Below are 18,892 nucleotides of genomic sequence, written 5' to 3' on the forward strand. Positions count from 1 at the left end.
CCGGTCGAGAACTGGAAGACGGCGACAGAAAAACGCCGTGACGAGCCTCGCGAAGCAAGTTATGCGCCACTCATTACTCGGTTGTGGCGGATCGGATCGAGTCCCATTCGGTCACATGGGCGGTCTTGGTTTTCTTGCGGTAGAGGCACAGCTCGGTACCGGTCGCCCCTTTCATGTGTTTCTGCGGGTATTGGCCTTGTAGCAACAGGGCGGTGTAGCCGACCCGGTCGTCGAATTGCGCGGCGGTGCCCACCGGTTCGGCGTTCTTCAAGCCGCTGGCCTTGATGCAACTGGCCAGCACAGCTTTGTCGTAAGCGGCCCAGGCCTCCGGGCTGGAAGCGTGGGCCTGGGCGGCCAGGGCAGCGAAGCCAAGGAAAATCAATGTGCGGGTTTTCATCGGGATGCCTCGTTCCGGAAAGTCAGGGCAAGAGTATGCCTGAGGTTGCCGGACCCTGATCACTCCCATGCCGGAGCGCAGAAGCGAGCCATCGGTATAACTCAGTGACCTTGCTCGGCCACCGCCTTGGCTGCGGTGATCAGGCACTTGGTCAGTTCTGGCGAGGAAAACTTGGTCAGTACCCCGTTGGCGCCGGCCAGGCGGGCCTTCTCGCTGTTCATGGCGCTGTCCAGCGAGGTGTGCAGCAACACGTAGAGGTGAGCAAAGTCCGGCGTTTCCCGAAGGGTACGGGTGAGGGCGTAACCGTCCATCTCCGACATTTCGATATCGGAGACGATGAGGTTGATTTGCCCGGCCGTGCCTTGCAGGTCCAACAGGCATTCGATGGCTTCCTTGGCGCTGCGGGCGGTGTGGCATTGCAGGCCCAGGTTGCGCAGGGTGTGCACCGATTGCTGCAGCGCCACCTGGCTGTCGTCGACCACCAGGATCCGTGCGTTGCCCAGTACTTCGGCGTCTTCCATGCTCAGTTCGGTGGGCGCGGTTTCGATCTGCGCCGGGGCGATGCCATGGATAACTTTCTCGATGTCCAGCACCTGCACCAGCGTGCCGTCCACTGACGTTACGCCGGTGATGAACGCTCGGTTACCGCCGGAGCCGTAAGGCGGTGGCTTGATGTCGGTGGTCAGGCAATGGACGATCTTGCTCACCGCCTGCACATGCAGACCCTGCTTGGAGCGGCTGACATCAGTGACGATCAGGCAACCACCATCCGGATCTTCCAGGGGCCGCTCGCCGATGGCGCGGCTCAGGTCAATCACCGACAGCGATGTGCCACGCAGGGTCGCGATGCCTTTTACGTGCGGGTGCGATTCCGGCAGTTTGGTCAGTGGCGGGCACGGAATGATCTCACTGACTTTGAGCAGGTTGATTGCCATCAGCTTGCCGCTGCGCAAGGTAAACAGCAGAAGCGAAAGTGAATCTGCGCGGGCTTTGTTGGAAGACATAAAAACCTTCTGTGGAAAAGGTGGGGCGAACGTGAGGATCGCCAAAACAGCTTTCGATATTGGGTTATCGACTTGTTGGGGGCAGGCTTTAGGGGGAAAGCTGTCGACCTCCGATTTTCGGGGCAGCGGCTTGTAATAAACAAGACTTGAGCAACTTGAGGGCGTTACCTGAGCCCCAACCGCCGCGCCATCCGCCCCAGGTTCGCCCGATCCAGCCCCAGTTCCCGAGCGGCGCTGGCCCAATTGTGCTGATGGCGTTCCAGGCTGGCGCTGATCAGCCGACGTTGGAAATCGTCCACGGCTTCGCGCAGATCTCCCGTCACGGGAGCCGTCGCCAAGGCCGGGTGGATAGCGGAGTGTTCAGAGGTTGGCTCGGTGGCCTGGGGCAGGTCCAGATCCTGGGCGCCGAGGCTTAGGATCTTCGGGCGCACCGGGCATCTGCCCAGTGCTTTCAGGGCGCTACGGCCGATCAGGTGTTCCAGTTCACGCACGTTACCCGGCCAGTCGTAGGCCAGCAGCGCGGCTTGGGCGTCGCTGCTCAGGCGCAGGCTGTTAAGGCCCATGCGCGAGCGGTTCTGCTCCAGGAAGAAACCGCTGAGCAACAAAACATCCCGGCCGCGATCCCGCAGTGCCGGTACCTGCAAGGGGTATACGCTCAGGCGGTGATAGAAGTCGGCTCGATAACGGCCGTTGCGCACTTCTTCGGCCAGGTCGCGATTGGTTGCGGCGATCAGGCGCACGTCGACCCGGTGTTCCTTGTCCGAACCCAGGCGCTGCAATTGGCCGCTCTGCAACACTCGCAGCAGTTTGGCCTGGACAGTCAGGGACAACTCGCCCACTTCGTCGAGGAACAAGGTGCCGCCATCGGCCAGCTCGAACTTGCCGCGCCGGTCGCTCGTGGCTCCGGTGAAAGCCCCGCGCACATGGCCGAAGAGTTCACTTTCCACCAGGGTGTCCGGCAAAGCGGCGCAGTTAAGGCTGATCAGTGGCTGTTCGGCGCGTTTGGAGGCCGCGTGGATCGCCTGGGCCACCAGTTCCTTGCCGACGCCGGTTTCCCCGGTGATCAACACGGTCAGGTCGCTGCCGCCCACCAGATTGATCTCTTCCATCAGGCGTTTATGAGCTTTGCTCTGCCCGACCATGTCGCGGGGTTGCTGGCCGCTGGCCTGGCGATAGACCTCGGCGCGACGGTGTTCGTCTTCGGCTTTCAAGGCCAGGCGCTCGATGCGTTCGGCGGCGCTGACCGTGGCGGCGGCAAGGCTGGCGAAGGCTTGCAAGGCGCTGAGGTCGATGGGCTCGAAGCGTTCAGGATCCAGTGAGTCAAGGGTCAGCAGGCCCCAGGGACGTTCGTCGACGAACAGCGGGCAGCCCATGCAATCGTGAACCTCCAGATGGTCGTCGAGGCCATCGACCAGCCCGTCGTAGGGATCGGGCAGGTCGCTGTCGGTAGCAAAACGGGTGGGATGCGGGTTGGCCAGCAACGCTTCGAAGCGCGGGTGTTCGCTGACCCGGAAACGCCGGCCCAAGGTGTCGGTGCTCAAGCCGTCCACCGCCAGCGGCACCAGGCAGTCCCCGTCCAGCCGCAACAACGCCGCCGCGTCGCAGGGCAGCAAGGCGCGCAAGGCTCCGAGCAAGCGGCGATAGCGCTCGCCTTCAGGCAATTCGCGGGACAAGTCCGCTACCAGTGGCAGCAGGGAGGTCAGCAGGGAGGTTGCGGTCATAATGACTCCGTGTAGTCGAAAGGACTATATCCTCGCCCGTGTCTTAATGACTACTTTATTTTTAACTTGCTGAAAATAAAGGAAAATATTTGTGGCACGAAAACTGATAAGCATGAGTATCCGTTTCCGTAATACGCGAGGAGTCACCTTATGCTTACCCGGGAAGAACGCGCCATCATTCGCTCCACCGTTCCATTGCTTGAAAGTGGTGGTGAAGCGCTGATCACTCATTTCTATCGCATGATGCTTTCCGAATACCCCCAGGTCCGACCGCTGTTCAACCAGGCTCACCAAGCCAGTGGCGATCAACCCCGGGCCCTGGCCAACGGCGTGTTGATGTACGCGCGGCACATCGACCAGCTCGACCAGTTGGGTGACCTGGTGGCGAAAATCGTCAACAAGCACGTCGCCTTGCAGATCGAGCCACAGCATTACCCGATTGTCGGTTCCTGCTTGTTGCGGGCGATTGCCGAAGTGCTGGGCAACGAAATTGCCACGCCCGAAGTCATCTCTGCCTGGGGCGCCGCCTATAACCAATTGGCCGATATCCTCATCGGTGCCGAAGCCGGCATGTACGACATGAAAGCCGCTGCCCCGGGTGGTTGGCGGGGTGATCGGGAATTCATTCTGGTGGCCAAGGTCCAGGAAAGCTCGGAGATCACCTCTTTCTACTTCGAACCCGCGGACAAGGGACCGATTCTGCTGGCCGAGCCAGGTCAATACATCGGCATGAAACTGTTCCTGGACGGTGAGGAAGTACGTCGCAACTACTCGCTGTCGGCACTGGCGGACAACGGCCAGTACCGGATCAGCGTCAAGCGCGAGCCGGGTGGACGGGTATCGAACTACCTGCATCATGATTTCCAGGTTGGCAGCAGCATCCAGCTGTTCCCGCCGTCCGGGGATTTCTACCTGACCGCCAGCGACAAGCCACTGGTGCTGATCAGCGGTGGCGTTGGTATCACCCCGACCCTGGCAATGCTGCAGGCGGCATTGCAAACCGAGCGGCCAGTGCATTTCATTCACTGCGCACGCAATGGTCGCGTCCATGCCTTCCGTGAGTGGATCGACGACCTGGCCGAGCGGCACCCGCAGCTCAAGCGTTTCTATTGCTATGACGAAGACGACGGCTTGAGTCCGGCGGCCGACCGGATTGGCTTGTTGAGTCAGGAGCAACTGGCCAAATGGCTGCCGGAACAACGTGACCTGGATGCCTATTTCCTTGGACCGAAAGGTTTCATGGCGGCTGTGAAGCGTCATCTCAAAGCCCTGGGCGTACCGGATGGACAGAGCCGCTACGAGTTCTTCGGGCCGGCTGCGGCACTGGAATAAAGGCAGGCGGCAAGCCTGGCAGAGCCGGGTTGCCTTCATCGCGAGCAGGCTCGCTCCCACAGGGAATTGCGGCGGATGCACTGTTGTGACCGCTGCAAAAACTGTGGGAGCGGGCTTGCTCGCGAAGACGGCGGCATCGTCGACACAGAGGTTGCCTGACACTCCGCTTTCGCGAGCAAGCCCGCTCCCACAGCGGGCTTGCGGTAAGCGTGTCTTCCTGGGTGTCACCAGCCCCTGTGGGAGCGAGCCTGCTCGCGAAGGGGCCGGCAGGCGTTGCACACTCTCAACTGACCCTTCGCACGCCCCAAGTTAATCCGCACTTAACCTTTTTCCTGTCTATTCCCCCTCAAAGTTGGCGCAAGCCGCTCGTTCACTGTCATGGCCAAGTGTAGACTTCGGCCATCCGATAGCGCGCCGGGTGTCGCAAGGCTGTGCGTCGATCCATGCATCCAAAGGAAAACGCAATGAGTGAGGAAATGATGCGGTTGGGCCGCGAGCGTCGCTACCTGGTGCTGCTCGGGCTGATCTGCCTGGCGCTGATCGGTGGTGCGCTGTACATGCAGGTGGCCCTCGGTGAAGCACCGTGCCCGCTGTGCATCCTGCAGCGATATGCGCTGTTGTTGATCGCGATCTTCGCGTTCATCGGCGCGGCCATGCGCACCCGTCGCAGCCTGACGATTCTTGAGGGAATCGTGGTGCTCTGTGCCCTGGCCGGCGCAGGAGTGGCGGGACATCACGTGTATACCCAGTTCTTCCCGGCAGTCAGTTGCGGCATCGATGTGTTGCAACCGATTGTCGATGATCTGCCGCTGGCGAAAATCTTCCCCCTGGGTTTCCAGGTTGATGGGTTCTGCTCCACCCCGTACCCGCCGATCCTGGGCTTGTCCCTGGCGCAGTGGGCCTTGCTGGCCTTCGTACTGATCGTGGTGCTGGTGCCTTTGCTGGTGTCGCGTAACCGCAAGCCCCTTCGCTGAAGCACCTTGATGAAACGCCCCGGTTTTCCTGTTGGAGAACCGGGGCGTTTTGTGTTTCAGCGATGGGAAGGATCAGCCTTGATCCGGGACAAGAATGACCTGCGACACTGTGCGACACGTTGTCACACATTTCCTGGTTCCAGGGTCGTCCGCAGCATGCATAGGTGCTTCGTCCTGTAACAAAAAAACTTTCAAACTTGCCTTGGTGGTGATCTTTGCTGAGCCGGCAGCAGGCATTTTTAACAGCGCAACGCCAGTGGGCGAGCCCCCCGAAAAACGGGCTCTTGCCGGGCAAAAAACCTCAATGCGTTCCGTTCAGGCTGTCTGAATCGCGGGTAGTAGACCTACCTTTTCTGGGGTTCTTGTTGAGAATCAATTTCGATAACATGCCGCACCGTTGCGGTATCTGGAAGAGATTGTTGCCGGTTTGGATAAAAATTATTTCGGGATGAGACATGGTCTCCAGCGCTTCAGCTCACTACAATCGCCCGCACCGAGTATCCGACCCGGCTCAGGCTTGAGCACGAGAGGTGGTCGAAGGGCGCCAGCGCCCCATGCGACCCCAGGTGTCGGTGCCTTCCTACTACCTGCACCAAATGGAATTGGGCTGTAACAAGGCCTTTTACCGACGAATTCGAATAAGAACTCACTGCTGGCCCAGGATAGGTCGAACAGCGTCTGACGCTCGACGGGCAGCCCTTATTCAAATCCAAGAAAATGCCAACCCTTGGCAGGGTGAAGTGTTGGCGATCAAAACCCAACTGCATTGCGCAAGCTGCTTTAGAGGTCGTGAGATGAGTAAAAACAGGTACCCCCGATTACTAGGCTTGTTGCCGCTGCTCGGCACGTTGCTGCTGGGAGGCTGCAACATGACCTTGCTCGATCCCAAGGGCCAGGTCGGCCTGGATGAACGAAACCTGATCATCACCGCCACGCTGCTGATGTTGCTGGTCGTCGTGCCGGTTATCGTCATGACGTTCCTGTTCGCCTGGAAATACCGCGCCTCCAACACCAAGGCCGTGTATACGCCGAAGTGGTCGCACTCCACCAAGATCGAAGCGGCCGTGTGGACGATCCCGGTCCTGATCATCATTGCCCTGGGTTATGTCACCTACAAGTCGACCCACGCCCTGGACCCGTATCGTCCGCTGGACTCCGATGTCAAGCCGATCACCATTGAAGTGGTCTCCATGGACTGGAAGTGGCTGTTCATCTATCCGGAACAAGGCATCGCCACCGTCAACAAGATCGTGTTCCCGGCCCACACGCCGATCAACTTCAAGGTCACCTCCGACACCGTGATGAACTCGTTCTTCATCCCGGGCCTGGGCGGGCAGATCTATGCGATGGCGGGCATGCAGACCAAGCTGCACCTGATCGCCAACCAGAACGCCGAACTCGAAGGGATCTCCGCCAACTACAGCGGCGCAGGTTTCACCGGCATGAAGTTCAAAGCAATCGCCACCACTCAGGAAGACTTCGACGCCTGGGTCAACGATGTGAAGAAGGCACCTAAACAGCTTGAAAAAGCTGAATACGAAGCCCTTTCCAAACCGAGCCAGAACAACCCAGTCGAACTCTACTCCGCGGTCACGCCGAACCTGTTCCAGACCATCATCGACAAGTATGAGGGGATGAATCCAGGCAAGCCGATGCACCACGAGAAGCATGAGAAGGAAGTGGCGCACAACATGGAAGGGATGGACATGAGCTCGCATTCAGCTGCCGGGGCAGAGGAGTAAACGATGTTTGGTAAATTAAGTTGGGAAGCGATCCCGTTCCACGAGCCGATTGTCATGGTGACCCTTGCCATCATCGCGCTCGGTGGTCTGGCGTTGTTCGCCGGGATCACTTACTTCAAGAAGTGGACCTATCTGTGGACCGAGTGGCTGACGTCGGTCGACCACAAGAAAATCGGCGTGATGTACATTGTCGTCGCCATGGTCATGCTGCTGCGTGGTTTTGCCGACGCCATCATGATGCGTACCCAGTTGGCCATGGCCACCGAGGGTTCGCCTGGCTACCTGCCACCTGAACACTATGACCAGATCTTCACCGCCCACGGTGTGATCATGATCATCTTCATGGCGATGCCATTCTTCACCGGCCTGATGAACCTCGCAGTGCCGCTGCAGATCGGTGCCCGCGACGTTGCCTTCCCGTTCCTGAACTCCCTGAGCTTCTGGCTGCTGGTGTCCGGCGTCGTGCTGATCAACGTTTCCCTGGGTGTCGGCGAGTTCGCCAAGACCGGTTGGGTGGCCTATCCGCCGTTGTCGGGGCTGCAGTACAGTCCGGGCGTGGGTGTGGATTACTACATCTGGGCGCTACAGCTATCCGGCCTGGGTACGACGCTGACGGGGGTCAACTTCCTGGCCACCGTGCTGAAAATGCGTACCCCGGGCATGAAACTGATGGACATGCCGATCTTCACCTGGACCTGCACCTGGGCCAACGTACTGATCGTCGCTTCGTTCCCGATCCTGACCGCTACCCTGGCACTGCTGACGCTTGACCGCTACATGGATTTCCACATTTTCACCAATGAGCTGGGTGGAAATCCGATGATGTACGTCAACCTGTTCTGGGCCTGGGGTCACCCCGAGGTGTACATCCTGATCCTGCCGGCGTTCGGGATCTTCTCCGAAGTCATCTCGACCTTCTCCGGCAAGAAACTGTTCGGCCATCACTCGATGATCTACGCGTCCGGCGCGATCTCGGTGCTGGGCTTCATGGTCTGGCTGCACCACTTCTTCACCATGGGCTCGGGTGCCAGCGTCAACGCCTTCTTCGGCCTGGCGACGATGCTGATTTCGATCCCGACCGGGGTGAAGCTGTTCAACTGGCTGTTCACCATCTACCAGGGGCGCTTGCGTTTCACCAGCCACGTCATGTGGACCCTGGGCTTCATGGTGACCTTCGCCATCGGCGGCATGACCGGCGTACTGCTGGCCATTCCGGGTGCCGACTTCGTCCTGCACAACAGCCTGTTCGTGATCGCGCACTTCCATAACGTGATCATCGGCGGTGCGGTGTTCGGCTACATCGCCGGCTTCGCCTTCTACTTCCCGAAAGCGTTCGGCTTCAAGCTGCACGAAGGCTGGGGCAAGGGCGCGTTCTGGTTCTGGATCACCGGCTTCTTCGTCGCGTTCATGCCGCTCTATGTACTGGGCTTCATGGGCATGACTCGTCGCTTGAACACCACCACCAACCCTGAGTGGGTGCCTTACCTGTACGTCGCCATGTTCGGTGCGGTGCTGATCGCCGTCGGTATCGCTTGCCAGCTGATCCAGCTGTACGTCAGCGTGCGTGACCGCAACAAGCCAGAGAACATGTGCGAACACGGCGACCCGTGGAATGCCCATACCCTGGAGTGGTCGACCTCTTCGCCGCCGCCGTTCTACAACTTCGCCGTGCTGCCGAAAGCGGACGTCATCGACCCGTTCACCGAAGCCAAGGAAAACGGTACTGCGTACCAGACTCCGGCCAAGTACTCGCCGATCCACATGCCGAACAACACCGCCACCGGTGTGGTCATGGGCGGCCTGTTGACCGTGTTCGGTTTCGCGATGATCTGGCACATCTGGTGGTTGGCGATCGCCAGCCTGGTCGGCACCGTGGTGTATTTCGCCATCCATGCCGCCCGTGACGATCAGGGCTACATGGTGCCGGTGGATGTCATCGAGCGCATCGAAGCCGAGCAGCACAAACGTCTGGTCGCGGCCGGGAAAGTCCCTGCCACCGCCACCCGTGTTGAAACCTCGTTGGAACAGGCTTAAACCATGTCGAACTTAGTGACCAATGTTGGACACGCCCATGGTCATGACCATGGGCACGATGACCATCACCACGACTCGGGCGAGATGACCGTATTCGGTTTCTGGCTCTACCTGATGACCGACTGCATTCTGTTCGCGTCGATCTTCGCGGCCTACGCGGTGCTGGTAAATAACGTCGCCGGTGGCCCGTCGGGCCACGACATCTTCGAACTGCCTTACGTACTGGGCGAAACCGCTCTGCTGCTGTTCAGCTCGATCACCTACGGCTTCGCCATGCTGGCGTTGTACAAGGGCAAGAAAACCCAGGTCCTGGGTTGGTTGGCCATGACCTTCCTGTTCGGTGCCGGCTTCATCGGCATGGAGATCAACGAGTTCCACGTGTTGATCTCCGAGGGCTTCGGTCCTAACCGCAGCGGTTTCCTGTCCGGGTTCTTCACCCTGGTCGGCACCCACGGTCTGCACGTGACCAGCGGCCTGATCTGGATGGCGATCATGATGTACCAGGTCCAGAAAAATGGCCTGACCGCGACCAACAAGACCCGCCTGAGCTGCCTGAGCCTGTTCTGGCACTTCCTGGATGTGGTGTGGATCTGCGTATTCACCGTTGTTTATCTGATGGGGACCCTGTAAATGGCTAACGCACATTCCCATGATGGTCATGACGCCAGCCACGGCAGCGTCAAGTCCTATGCCATCGGCTTCATCCTGTCGGTGATCCTGACCGTCATCCCGTTCGGCCTGGTGATGTACCCATCGCTGCCCAAGAGCCTGACCCTGTGGATCGTCCTGATCTTCGCCGTGGTCCAGGTCCTGGTACACCTGGTGTACTTCCTCCACCTTGACCGCTCCGCCGCCCAGCGTAACAACGTGATTGCGTTTGTCTTCGCGGCGTTGGTGATCGTCCTGCTGGTCGGCCTGTCGTTGTGGATCATGTTCAGCATCCACACCAACATGATGGCGCACTGAGGAAAGTCCGGATGTCCTTAAAGCACTTTATCCAAATCACCAAGCCGGGGATCATTTTCGGTAACGTGCTTTCTGTGGCAGGCGGGTTTTTCCTGGCCTCGAAAGGGCATGTCGATCTGGCCATCTTCCTGGCGGCGATGATCGGCACCTCCCTGGTGGTGGCGTCCGGTTGCGTGTTCAACAACTGCATCGACCGCGACATTGACATCAAGATGGAGCGCACCAAAAACCGTGCGCTGGTCCAGGGGCTGATCCCGGTACAACTGGCCCTGGCGTTCGCCACGGTGCTGGGCGTGGCCGGCGTGGCGCTGTTGTATCGGGTGGCCAACCCGTTGGCGGCGCTGTTTGCAGTGATCGGTTTTGTCATCTACGTCGGCCTCTACAGCCTGTACCTCAAGCGCAAGTCGGTTCACGGCACGTTGGTGGGCAGTCTGTCGGGGGCGATGCCGCCGGTGATCGGCTACGTGGCGGTCAGCAACAGCTTCGACATGGCTGCGCTGACGCTGCTGGTGATGTTCAGCCTGTGGCAGATGCCGCATTCCTATGCCATCGCGATCTTCCGCTTCAACGACTACCTGGCAGCCTCGATTCCGGTGTTGCCGGTCAAGCGTGGCATTCGCGTGGCCAAGAAGCACATCCTGCTCTACATCCTGGCCTTCCTGGTGGCGACCTTGATGCTGACCTTCAGTGGCTACGCCGGCATGAGCTACCTCGCCGTCGCCGCCGCCATGGGCATGTACTGGCTGTACATGGCCTGGACCGGCTACAAGGCCGTGGATGACACGGTCTGGGCACGCAAGCTGTTCGTGTTCTCGATCTTCACCATCACCGCCCTGAGCGTCATGATGTCCCTGGACTTCAAAGTGCCAAGTGAGCTGCTGCTGACCTACGCACCATAAGCGCCAGACGCTATATAGAAAGCCCCGCCTTCGCGAGAAGCGCGGGGCTTTTTCTTGGTACGGAGCTTTGAGCGGTATCGTCTGTCATCTGCTGCAACAGATGGGTGGGTGTTGAACTATAAGCAATTTGCCTATAGTTTTGCCATGCGCACTCAATTTTTTGAAACCTCGTCATTTACTGCCACCGTAAGCCGTTACCTGACGGACGATGAATATCGCTTGCTTCAAACTCATCTGCTGCAGCATCCGGGCGCCGGCGACCTCATGCCTCGTACAGGGGGATTTCGTAAGTTGCGCTGGGCGGACGAGCGTCGTGGCAAGGGGAAGCAAGGAGGGTTGCGGGTTATCTACTATTGGCTTATGAATGATGGCCAATTCTGGATGTTTGCGATTTATGACAAGGACGAGTTGGAAAACCTGACCTCGGATCAGGAAAAAACGCTCAAGCGCGCCATAGACGCAGAGTTGAAAGTACGAGGTACCTTATGAAAAAGCGCGATCTGTTTGCCGAGCTGATGCAAGGCGTCGACGAGATGGCTGCTCATCGAGAGGGCAAGATCACCCTTCGTCAGATATCGATTGAAGACAAGCCCGCTCCCGAGGTGTCGGCGCAGGAAATTGTTGCTCTGCGCGACAAGCTCCACATGTCTCAGGCGGTTTTTGCGAAGAGCATCAGGACTAGCCCCGGTACGCTTAGAAATTGGGAGCAGGAGAAGTCCAAACCCAATGCCCAGGCGGCTCTGCTGATCAAACTGGTCGAGAAGTTTCCAGACATGGTCGAGCGGCTCGGCGCGGTCTGATCAATCAGTCCCATGAAAAAGCCCCGTCTTCGCGAGAAGCGCGGGGCTTTTTCATGGGTGTCATTTCGGACTTTTGTGGGAGCGGGTTTACTGCTGGGCGATGCTATAGCCGTCAAAGGCCTTTTGCTGCTGCAAAGCGGTGATGATGCTTTTGCGGGTGGCCTGTTGTTCGGTGCCGTCGTTGTCGAGGAACAGGTCGTTTTCCAGCTCGGCCTCGTCCCCTTCGCCGACGAAATTGAAACCCAGGAATTCGAAGGCCTCACGGTCGACGTTCGGCTTGGAGCTCGGGGTGCGCAGGGGCAGAGTGACGCTGATGCCGTCCTTGCTGATGACAAACACTTGCGCTTCCTTCTTGGCCCGCGAGGCCTTGCCCTTGCTGCCGCTCGGGTTGCTGATGGCCTGGTGGGTCTGGTTCAGCACCTTCAGGGCCAGGCCATAGACCAATTCCTGGAAGGCTGGGTCGTCCTTGTAGCTGGAAAGAATCCGGCTGATGGGGAAGCGGCTGCTCAGGTCTTCCAGCGCGGCGAAATCGGCCGCTTCGGCGTCCTTGAGTTGCTTGAGCTGGCCCATCAGTTCGTAGGCCTTGTCATCGTCGAACGCGTCGTGGGCCTGGCGGATGGCGCTGCGCAGTTCGCGGATCTGGTCGCTCTCACGGTTCGACTGGAAGGCATCCAACACCATCTCACTGATGGTCTTGGCTTGAGGCAGATGCTGTGAAAGATTGATGGAGTTTTCGTATTCCGCTTTGGACGACAGGGTGACTACGGATTCAGCGGTATTGGAATCGGACATTGAAATTTCACTACTTCTGTTAGCTGGATAAGACGAGAAAGGCATTGAGCTTTTTTTCGGTCGCCTAATCTATTGGACGCGGGCGGTGTTGTCACGGTTGATCCGGTGGCTGGTCGGCATTTGTTGCCGGCATCGGCGTTCAGGTGCGCATCAGCGCCTCCAAGCGCAACGCGTCGGGGATGGCGGCGCCGCTGGCGGTGTTGTCGAAGATGCACCAGGTCGGCGTATCGGGTTCGCGTTTCAATTGTTGAGCGAGTTGCTCCAGCCAAATGTCTTCGTAGCGCGAGTAATAGATCCGCGGGGAGCCGTGCAGCCGGTAGTAACGCACCCCGGGCCAACCCCCTGGTTGATCGCAACCGGGCAGGGGTGATGGATCGGCGGCGACGCGGCCGATGTGTTCATCGTGCAGCAATGCCGTGACGTGCTCGGTCAGCCAGCTTGGATGTCGGGGCTCAAGCACCGCGTGGCCCTGATAGCGGTCTCGCAAGGCCCCGAAAAACGATTCGGCCACCGCTGCATCGAAGGCCAGTGACGGTGGCAGTTGGATCAACAGGCAGCCCAGCTTTTCCCCCAATTGCGAACATTGCCCGAGAAACTCACCCACAAGCCCGTCGCAATCGCGCAACCGCCGTTCATGGGTGATCTGCTTGGGCACCTTGACCGAGAAGCGGAAGTCCGGCGCGACGCGTCCGCCCACTTTGCATAGGTGGCGGGGCGGTGCGGGCGATAGAACGAACTGTTGATTTCCACCGCCGGGAAGCGGGCGCTGTAACGCTGCAGGTGCGTGCCTTCCTCGGGAAAGGCCGGCCATTGCTCCCGGGGCAACGACCAGCCGGCGCAGCCCAAATGAAAGTCAGCTGAAGGGCGAGATTGAATCGACAAGGGCAATGACCTGTACCGTCTCTGGTTTCGCTGGGTTTTCTGTAGCCTCTCAGGGCTACTCCTGGATTTAGTCAGCGGATCTCGCCCATTTCTCCAACGCAAACTCCACAAAACTGCGCAGCTTTGGCAACCGGTAGCGATCCTGGGCGTAGATCAGGTTCATTGGCCGATGGGGCAGTTGGTAATCCTGCAGCAGCGCTACCAGGTGTCCATCCTTCAGGTCCTGTTCCACCAGCGCATCGGGCAGCATCACCACACCCATGCCGGCCAGGGCCGCGCGATGCAGGCCTGCGGAGCTGTTGATCAGCATCGGTCCGTTCACCGGCACTTTGATTTCTCCATCCGGGCCGTTGATGGGCCAGTGGTCCTGGGCGAAGCGCCACTCGTCGCCGGCGGAATAGGCGAACGACAGGCAGTCGTGCTGTTGCAGGTCGGCGGGCTGTTCCGGGGTGCCCCGGCGGGCCAGGTAGGCCTTGGAAGCGCAGATCGTCAGGCTGTAGTCGATCAAGGGCCGGGCAATCAACTTCGGATCGGACAGGCCGAGGCGGATGGCGGCATCGAAGCCGTGGTCGAGCAGGTCCAGGCGCTGGTTGGTCAGTACCACGTCGAGTTTGACCTGCGGATAACGCTGACTGAACTCGGCCAGGGCCGGCGCAAGGCGTTCGGTGCCGAAGGTCAGCGGCGCAGTGATGCGCAACGTGCCGGTGGGCTCACCTTGGGTCTGCTCGGCCAGGCGCTCGGAGTCGGCCACCAGCCCCAGGACTTCCAGGCAGCGCTGATAGTACGTCGAGCCGAATTCCGTCAGGCGCTGTCGACGGGTCGTGCGGTTGATCAGTCGTACCCCCAGGCGTTGTTCCAATGCCCGAAGGTGATTACCCACCATGGTGGTGGACATTTCGCACGCCTGGGCCGCTGCGGTCAGGCTCCCGGTTTCTACTACTTTGACGTAAACCGTCATTGCCTGGAACAGATCCATTATCAAGCCTGGCTTTTAAATGATTGAAGTTAAGCAGTGTTTATCCAGCAAAGGTGGCTAACCATACTGGAAAAAACCACCTGATGGAGCTTGATGTCATGACCGCCACCTGCCTGATGACCACTTACCAACCTTTGGCCCTGAGTTTCACCCATGGGCTGGGGACGCGCCTGTGGGACCAGGACGGTCGCGAGTACCTCGATGCGGTGGCCGGTGTGGCGGTGACCAATGTCGGTCATTCCCATCCCCGGCTGGTGGCCGCCATCAGCGAACAGGCCGGTCTGTTGCTCCACACCTCGAATCTGTACAGCATCGACTGGCAGCAACGGCTGGCACAAAAGCTCACCCAACTGTCGGGGTTGGAACGGGTGTTTTTCAATAACTCGGGTGCCGAGGCCAACGAGACCGCGCTGAAGTTGGCGCGTCTCTACGGCTGGCACAAAGGCATTGAGCAGCCCTTGGTGGTGGTCATGGAAAACGCCTTTCATGGACGCACGCTAGGCACTTTGTCCGCCAGCGATGGCCCGGCGGTACGGTTGGGTTTCAACCGCTTGCCGGGGGACTTTATCAAGGTGCCGTTCGGCGATCTCGCCGCGCTGGAAGACATCCAGCAGGCCCACGGTGAACGCATCGCGGCAATACTGGTGGAACCGATCCAGGGTGAGAGCGGTGTGCAGATGGCATCGCCGGGCTACCTCAAGGCTTTGCGGCAGTTGTGCTCCCGGCGTGCCTGGTTGTTGATGCTTGACGAGATCCAGACCGGCATCGGCCGCACCGGGCAGTGGTTCGCGTTCCAGCACGAGGGCATCGTGCCGGATGTCATGACCCTGGCCAAAGGGTTGGGCAATGGCGTACCCATTGGCGCGTGCCTGGCGCGGGGCAAGGCGGCCGAGCTGTTCACTCCCGGCAGTCATGGCAGCACCTTCGGTGGTAATCCACTGGCCTGCCGGGTTGGCTGCACGGTATTGGATATCATCCAAGAGCAGGACCTGGTGGGCAATGCCAGGCGTCAAGGCGAGCACTTGATCGGCCGGCTGCGGGCGGAACTGGCGGACAACCCGAACGTGCTGGCGATTCGTGGCCAGGGATTGATGATCGGCATCGAACTCAAGCAACCGGTCCGCGACCTGGTGCTTCGTGCCGCCCGGGACCACGGTCTGTTGATCAATGTCACCCGCGGCAAGACCATCCGCTTGTTGCCACCGTTGACGATCGATGGGCGGGAGATCGAAATGATTGTCCGGGGGGTAAGCCGCAGCCTCGTCCAATGATAAAATCGGCCTGAGCGAAGCGCAGCGTGACGGAATTTTTAACGTTTGCTGCGTTCCAACGCCAGCCAGAGTCGATTGCCCATGTCCTGGCACATCAGACTGAAAACCCCAGGAGCTTGTCCCATGTTCACCTCGCGTCGCTTGATCGTTGTCGCTACCGCCGTGGCCCTGTTGTCCGGCTGCGCGTCGCCTAACCCGTATGACAACCAGGGCCAGGCTTCCACGGACTCCTCAGGGATGAGCAAGACCGCCAAGTACGGCGGCCTCGGAGCGTTGGCCGGCGCACTGGCCGGTGCGGCCATCGATCACAACAATCGTGGCAAGGGTGCGTTGATCGGCGCCGCAGTCGTGGGTGCTTCCGCGGCAGGCTACGGCTACTACGCCGACCAGCAGGAAAAGAAATTGCGGGCCAGCATGGCCAACACCGGTGTTGAAGTGCAGCGCCAGGGCGACCAGATCAAACTGATCATGCCGGGCAACATCACCTTCGCCACTGACTCGGCGAACATCGCATCGAGCTTCTACCAGCCGCTGAACAACCTGGCCAACTCCCTCAAGGAGTTCAACCAGAACCAGATCGAAATCGTTGGCTACACCGACAGCACCGGCAGCCGTCAGCACAACATGGACCTGTCCCAGCGTCGCGCCCAGAGCGTGGCAACCTACCTGACGTCCCAGGGCGTCAGTGGTGCCAACCTGAGCGCCCGCGGGGCCGGTCCGGATAATCCGGTGGCCAGCAACGCCGACGTCAACGGTCGGGCGCAGAACCGTCGCGTTGAAGTCAACCTCAAGGCCATTCCGGGCCAGAACTACCAGGCACCGGCGCAGCAAGGACAGACTTACCAACAGTACCCATGATTGCCTGACGGCATATGAAAACGGGGGCCCTGGAGACAGGGCCCCCGTTTTTTTCATCACGAGCAGGCCCTCACGTTTTTCCGAACTGTTACAAGCGTCACGTACGCCATCAATCCCGTGTGGGAGCGAGCCTGCTCGCGATAGCGGTCCGCCTGAACCGGTGATGTCGGATGTGCGGACGTCATCGCCAGCAGGCTCGCTCCCACCGGTTTTGCGCAATGGCTGAGGGATGCATGGTTACCACAAATCCCTCTGTGGGAGTCAGGCTGGAGGGGATGTCGGGCCCAGCATCCGCGTTGGCGGCTTGCCGTTGGCGTTGTGCTGGTAGATCTGCTCCGGCTGGCCTTGCTCATTGAAAAATACCTGGCCGATCCCGGCCGAGTTCCACAAGCGTTCACCCGCCTCGGCATGTTCCGGGGTGTGGGGAACGATGCGCATGCGTCGACGCTGGGTGAACCAGTTCAGGGGCGAGCGTGGGGCGTAGAGCCAGCGGTTCAGGCGGTCGAACCATTCCAGCAGCACCGGTGGGAATTCATTCTTGATGCCGCTGCTGGTGATCTGCCAGACCCGCGGGCCGCCCTTGCGATGGGGAATCAACACTTCGTAGACGAAGGAATAATGCACATCCCCTGACAGCACCACGTAGTTCCCTGGCGTCCGCGAGTGTCGGAAAATGTTCAGGATCACCTGGGCCGCGCCGCGGTGGGCCATCCAGTTTTCCGCGTCCACCAACAGTGGATAACCACACCAACTGAACACCCGCTGCACAGTTTCGATCAGCTTCACCCCGAAGATCGGTGCTGGCGAAACGATGATTGCTGAAGGATGGTCCAGCAGTTCCTGTTGCAGTTCGCTCAGTGCTTCCCAATCCAGCAGACCGGAGGGGTGCCTGAGGTTGCGTTCACTGCGCCAGCGGCGGGTACGGGTATCGAGCACCACCAGGGCCGGGGTGCTGGGCAACACGTAGTGCCACTGCTGGAAGCCCAGCAAGGTATCGATCAGGGCGTCCTGGGGCCCGCTGTCGAGGTAGCGGTCCCGTGCCGTGTCGCTCAGGGCTACGGTCTGGCGAACCACATCCTCGAACGCATCCGGGTTGTTGCCCCAGCCCTGACACAGCATGTAGGCGATCAACGTATTGCCGATGATGCGCTTGGAGAACGGGTGGCCGTAGGCCGTTTCTTCCCACTGTGCAGACAGGTTCCAGTCATCGGTGATGTCGTGATCGTCGAAAATCATCAGGCTCGACAGGTGCGCCAACACCCGCGCCACGCCATCCAGGCCGGCCTTGAAGCCATCGATGCGTTGCTGCTCCAACCCGTAGCGCTGGCGTCGCTCGGCGGTCAGCTCGGGCGGCTGCGGATCGATCAGTGTCCAAGGCACTGGCGACCAGACCAGCAGGTACATTGCCATGACCTCGGCGAAGGTCACCAGGTGATTGTCGGCGCTGCTGCTGGTGAAGATCGGCTTGCGCGCGCCGCCGAAAAATCGCTCGCGCAGGGTTTCGTTGCTTTCCAGGGCAGGCAACAGATCGGCGCGATGGTAGTAGCTGGCCGGGTGTCGATAGAGCCGGGCGCTGTCTTCCACCACCGCACCGTCCAGACATTCCTCGAACAACCCCAGCCGCTCGATCAGTGCATGAATCGCCCGCAGCATCGGCCCGGCGACGTCATCGGCATAGACTTGATCGCCGCTCATCATCAACAGTGCCGGCCGTTGCGCTGGGGGTTGCGTGAGCAGTCGGTCGACACAGAGCAAACCGTCGTTGGCCGGGTGATGAGGCTTGCGACACGAGCCGTGGACCAGTTGCCCGATACGCGAGTGCAGCACGAAGTTCGGCCGTTTCGCCTCGCCATACAACAGGTGCGGCGCCCACTCGGCGATGGGGCTGCCGTCCACCAACAGGTCGTATTCAAGCGCGACGTCCTGGGGCAGGGGATGATCGAGTCGGACATCGACCAGGTGCACAAACGCGTGCTGCCCCACCGGCACCACCGTGCAGTGGTCGGTATCCAGTGCCAGATCGCCCACACCCTCCACCTGCAACGTCAATGCCAGCGACCGCGTCCCCACCAGCCACATCACCAGCCGCGTGGGCTCCAGCCGCCGCAGCAGCGGACCGACCAGGACGGGGGGCAGGGCAGTGGTGATATCGGCAGTGGACGGCATGTGTGGGTAAAGCTCGGGTTCAGAACGAGGAGCGGATCATAACGCAATGCGCTTTGGCACTGCGGAGGGGTGAACAAG

General features: G+C 60.0%; 17 protein-coding genes and 1 pseudogene. 11 read left to right on the top strand and 7 right to left on the bottom strand.

Features of this window, described 5'->3' with window-relative positions; genetic code table 11:
* Nucleotides 1-73 precede the first annotated feature (73 nt).
* From FBY02_RS02520 to norR, 3 genes are all read right to left on the bottom strand, one after another.
* Nucleotides 74-397 (bottom strand): hypothetical protein, encoded by a 324-nt coding sequence (locus FBY02_RS02520; protein WP_144922983.1) that lies wholly within the window; start codon nucleotides 395-397, stop codon nucleotides 74-76.
* A 101-nt stretch (nucleotides 398-498) separates the two neighbouring features.
* A complete protein-coding gene (locus FBY02_RS02525) occupies nucleotides 499-1,401 on the bottom strand; it encodes a chemotaxis protein CheV (protein WP_047699646.1) in 903 nt (300 codons plus the stop codon).
* A gap of 164 nt (nucleotides 1,402-1,565) precedes the next feature.
* The gene (gene norR / locus FBY02_RS02530) at nucleotides 1,566-3,122 is read right to left on the bottom strand and encodes a nitric oxide reductase transcriptional regulator NorR (RefSeq protein WP_144922986.1); all 1,557 of its coding nucleotides are present in this window, start codon (nucleotides 3,120-3,122) and stop codon (nucleotides 1,566-1,568) included.
* A 150-nt stretch (nucleotides 3,123-3,272) separates the two neighbouring features.
* Between norR and hmpA the strand changes: the two genes are divergently transcribed.
* The 9 genes from hmpA (at nucleotide 3,273) to FBY02_RS02585 (ending at nucleotide 11,869) form a co-directional block, all read left to right on the top strand.
* Nucleotides 3,273-4,454, top strand: a complete 1,182-nt coding sequence (gene hmpA / locus FBY02_RS02535) for an NO-inducible flavohemoprotein (protein WP_144922989.1) — start codon at nucleotides 3,273-3,275, stop codon at nucleotides 4,452-4,454.
* A 464-nt stretch (nucleotides 4,455-4,918) separates the two neighbouring features.
* Complete coding sequence (locus FBY02_RS02545; RefSeq protein ID WP_144922992.1) at nucleotides 4,919-5,428, top strand: disulfide bond formation protein B; 510 nt, start codon at nucleotides 4,919-4,921, stop codon at nucleotides 5,426-5,428.
* Nucleotides 5,429-6,222: 794 nt separating this feature from the next.
* The gene (cyoA, locus tag FBY02_RS02555; protein ID WP_047699654.1) at nucleotides 6,223-7,170 is read left to right on the top strand and encodes a ubiquinol oxidase subunit II; all 948 of its coding nucleotides are present in this window, start codon (nucleotides 6,223-6,225) and stop codon (nucleotides 7,168-7,170) included.
* A gap of 3 nt (nucleotides 7,171-7,173) precedes the next feature.
* The gene (cyoB, locus tag FBY02_RS02560) at nucleotides 7,174-9,204 is read left to right on the top strand and encodes a cytochrome o ubiquinol oxidase subunit I (RefSeq protein WP_144922996.1); all 2,031 of its coding nucleotides are present in this window, start codon (nucleotides 7,174-7,176) and stop codon (nucleotides 9,202-9,204) included.
* A 3-nt stretch (nucleotides 9,205-9,207) separates the two neighbouring features.
* The gene (locus FBY02_RS02565) at nucleotides 9,208-9,834 is read left to right on the top strand and encodes a cytochrome o ubiquinol oxidase subunit III (protein WP_047699659.1); all 627 of its coding nucleotides are present in this window, start codon (nucleotides 9,208-9,210) and stop codon (nucleotides 9,832-9,834) included.
* Nucleotides 9,835-10,170, top strand: coding sequence for a cytochrome o ubiquinol oxidase subunit IV (gene cyoD / locus FBY02_RS02570; RefSeq protein WP_041022358.1), 336 nt, complete (start codon nucleotides 9,835-9,837; stop codon nucleotides 10,168-10,170).
* Nucleotides 10,171-10,181: 11 nt separating this feature from the next.
* Nucleotides 10,182-11,069: a heme o synthase gene (gene cyoE, locus FBY02_RS02575; protein ID WP_025211928.1), complete on the top strand. Its 888-nt coding sequence runs from the start codon at nucleotides 10,182-10,184 to the stop codon at nucleotides 11,067-11,069.
* Between the two features lie 144 nt (nucleotides 11,070-11,213).
* Nucleotides 11,214-11,558 carry a toxin gene (locus tag FBY02_RS02580; protein ID WP_144923475.1) on the top strand — a complete coding sequence of 115 codons (345 nt, stop codon included), beginning with the start codon at nucleotides 11,214-11,216 and terminating at the stop codon, nucleotides 11,556-11,558.
* On the top strand, nucleotides 11,555-11,869 hold the full coding sequence (locus FBY02_RS02585; RefSeq protein WP_144922999.1) for a DNA-binding transcriptional regulator: 315 nt from the start codon (nucleotides 11,555-11,557) through the stop codon (nucleotides 11,867-11,869). The genes FBY02_RS02580 and FBY02_RS02585 overlap by 4 nt, the downstream gene beginning before the upstream one ends.
* Nucleotides 11,870-11,956: 87 nt before the next feature.
* On the opposite strand, the gene FBY02_RS02590 is transcribed toward FBY02_RS02585, so the two are convergent.
* The 3 genes and pseudogenes from FBY02_RS02590 to FBY02_RS02600 form a co-directional block, all read right to left on the bottom strand.
* Nucleotides 11,957-12,661 (bottom strand): hypothetical protein, encoded by a 705-nt coding sequence (locus FBY02_RS02590; RefSeq protein ID WP_047699663.1) that lies wholly within the window; start codon nucleotides 12,659-12,661, stop codon nucleotides 11,957-11,959.
* A 139-nt stretch (nucleotides 12,662-12,800) separates the two neighbouring features.
* Nucleotides 12,801-13,537: pseudogene (locus FBY02_RS02595) on the bottom strand (DUF72 domain-containing protein).
* 73 nt (nucleotides 13,538-13,610) lie between these two features.
* Entirely contained in the window at nucleotides 13,611-14,519 is a 909-nt protein-coding gene (locus FBY02_RS02600) for a LysR family transcriptional regulator (RefSeq protein WP_144923002.1), read from the bottom strand.
* A gap of 98 nt (nucleotides 14,520-14,617) precedes the next feature.
* On the opposite strand from FBY02_RS02600, the gene FBY02_RS02605 reads away from it, so the two are divergent.
* Both FBY02_RS02605 and FBY02_RS02610 read left to right on the top strand, forming a co-directional pair.
* Complete coding sequence (locus tag FBY02_RS02605) at nucleotides 14,618-15,790, top strand: aspartate aminotransferase family protein (protein WP_144923005.1); 1,173 nt, start codon at nucleotides 14,618-14,620, stop codon at nucleotides 15,788-15,790.
* Between the two features lie 123 nt (nucleotides 15,791-15,913).
* Nucleotides 15,914-16,648, top strand: coding sequence for an OmpA family protein (locus tag FBY02_RS02610; RefSeq protein WP_047699666.1), 735 nt, complete (start codon nucleotides 15,914-15,916; stop codon nucleotides 16,646-16,648).
* Between the two features lie 261 nt (nucleotides 16,649-16,909).
* Here FBY02_RS02610 and FBY02_RS02615 read toward each other — a convergent pair whose 3' ends face one another.
* The gene (locus tag FBY02_RS02615) at nucleotides 16,910-18,814 is read right to left on the bottom strand and encodes an alkaline phosphatase D family protein (RefSeq protein ID WP_144923008.1); all 1,905 of its coding nucleotides are present in this window, start codon (nucleotides 18,812-18,814) and stop codon (nucleotides 16,910-16,912) included.
* Nucleotides 18,815-18,892: the final 78 nt, after the last annotated feature.

This window comes from Pseudomonas sp. SJZ078 (assembly GCF_007828255.1).
Taxonomy (GTDB): Bacteria; Pseudomonadota; Gammaproteobacteria; order Pseudomonadales; family Pseudomonadaceae; genus Aquipseudomonas.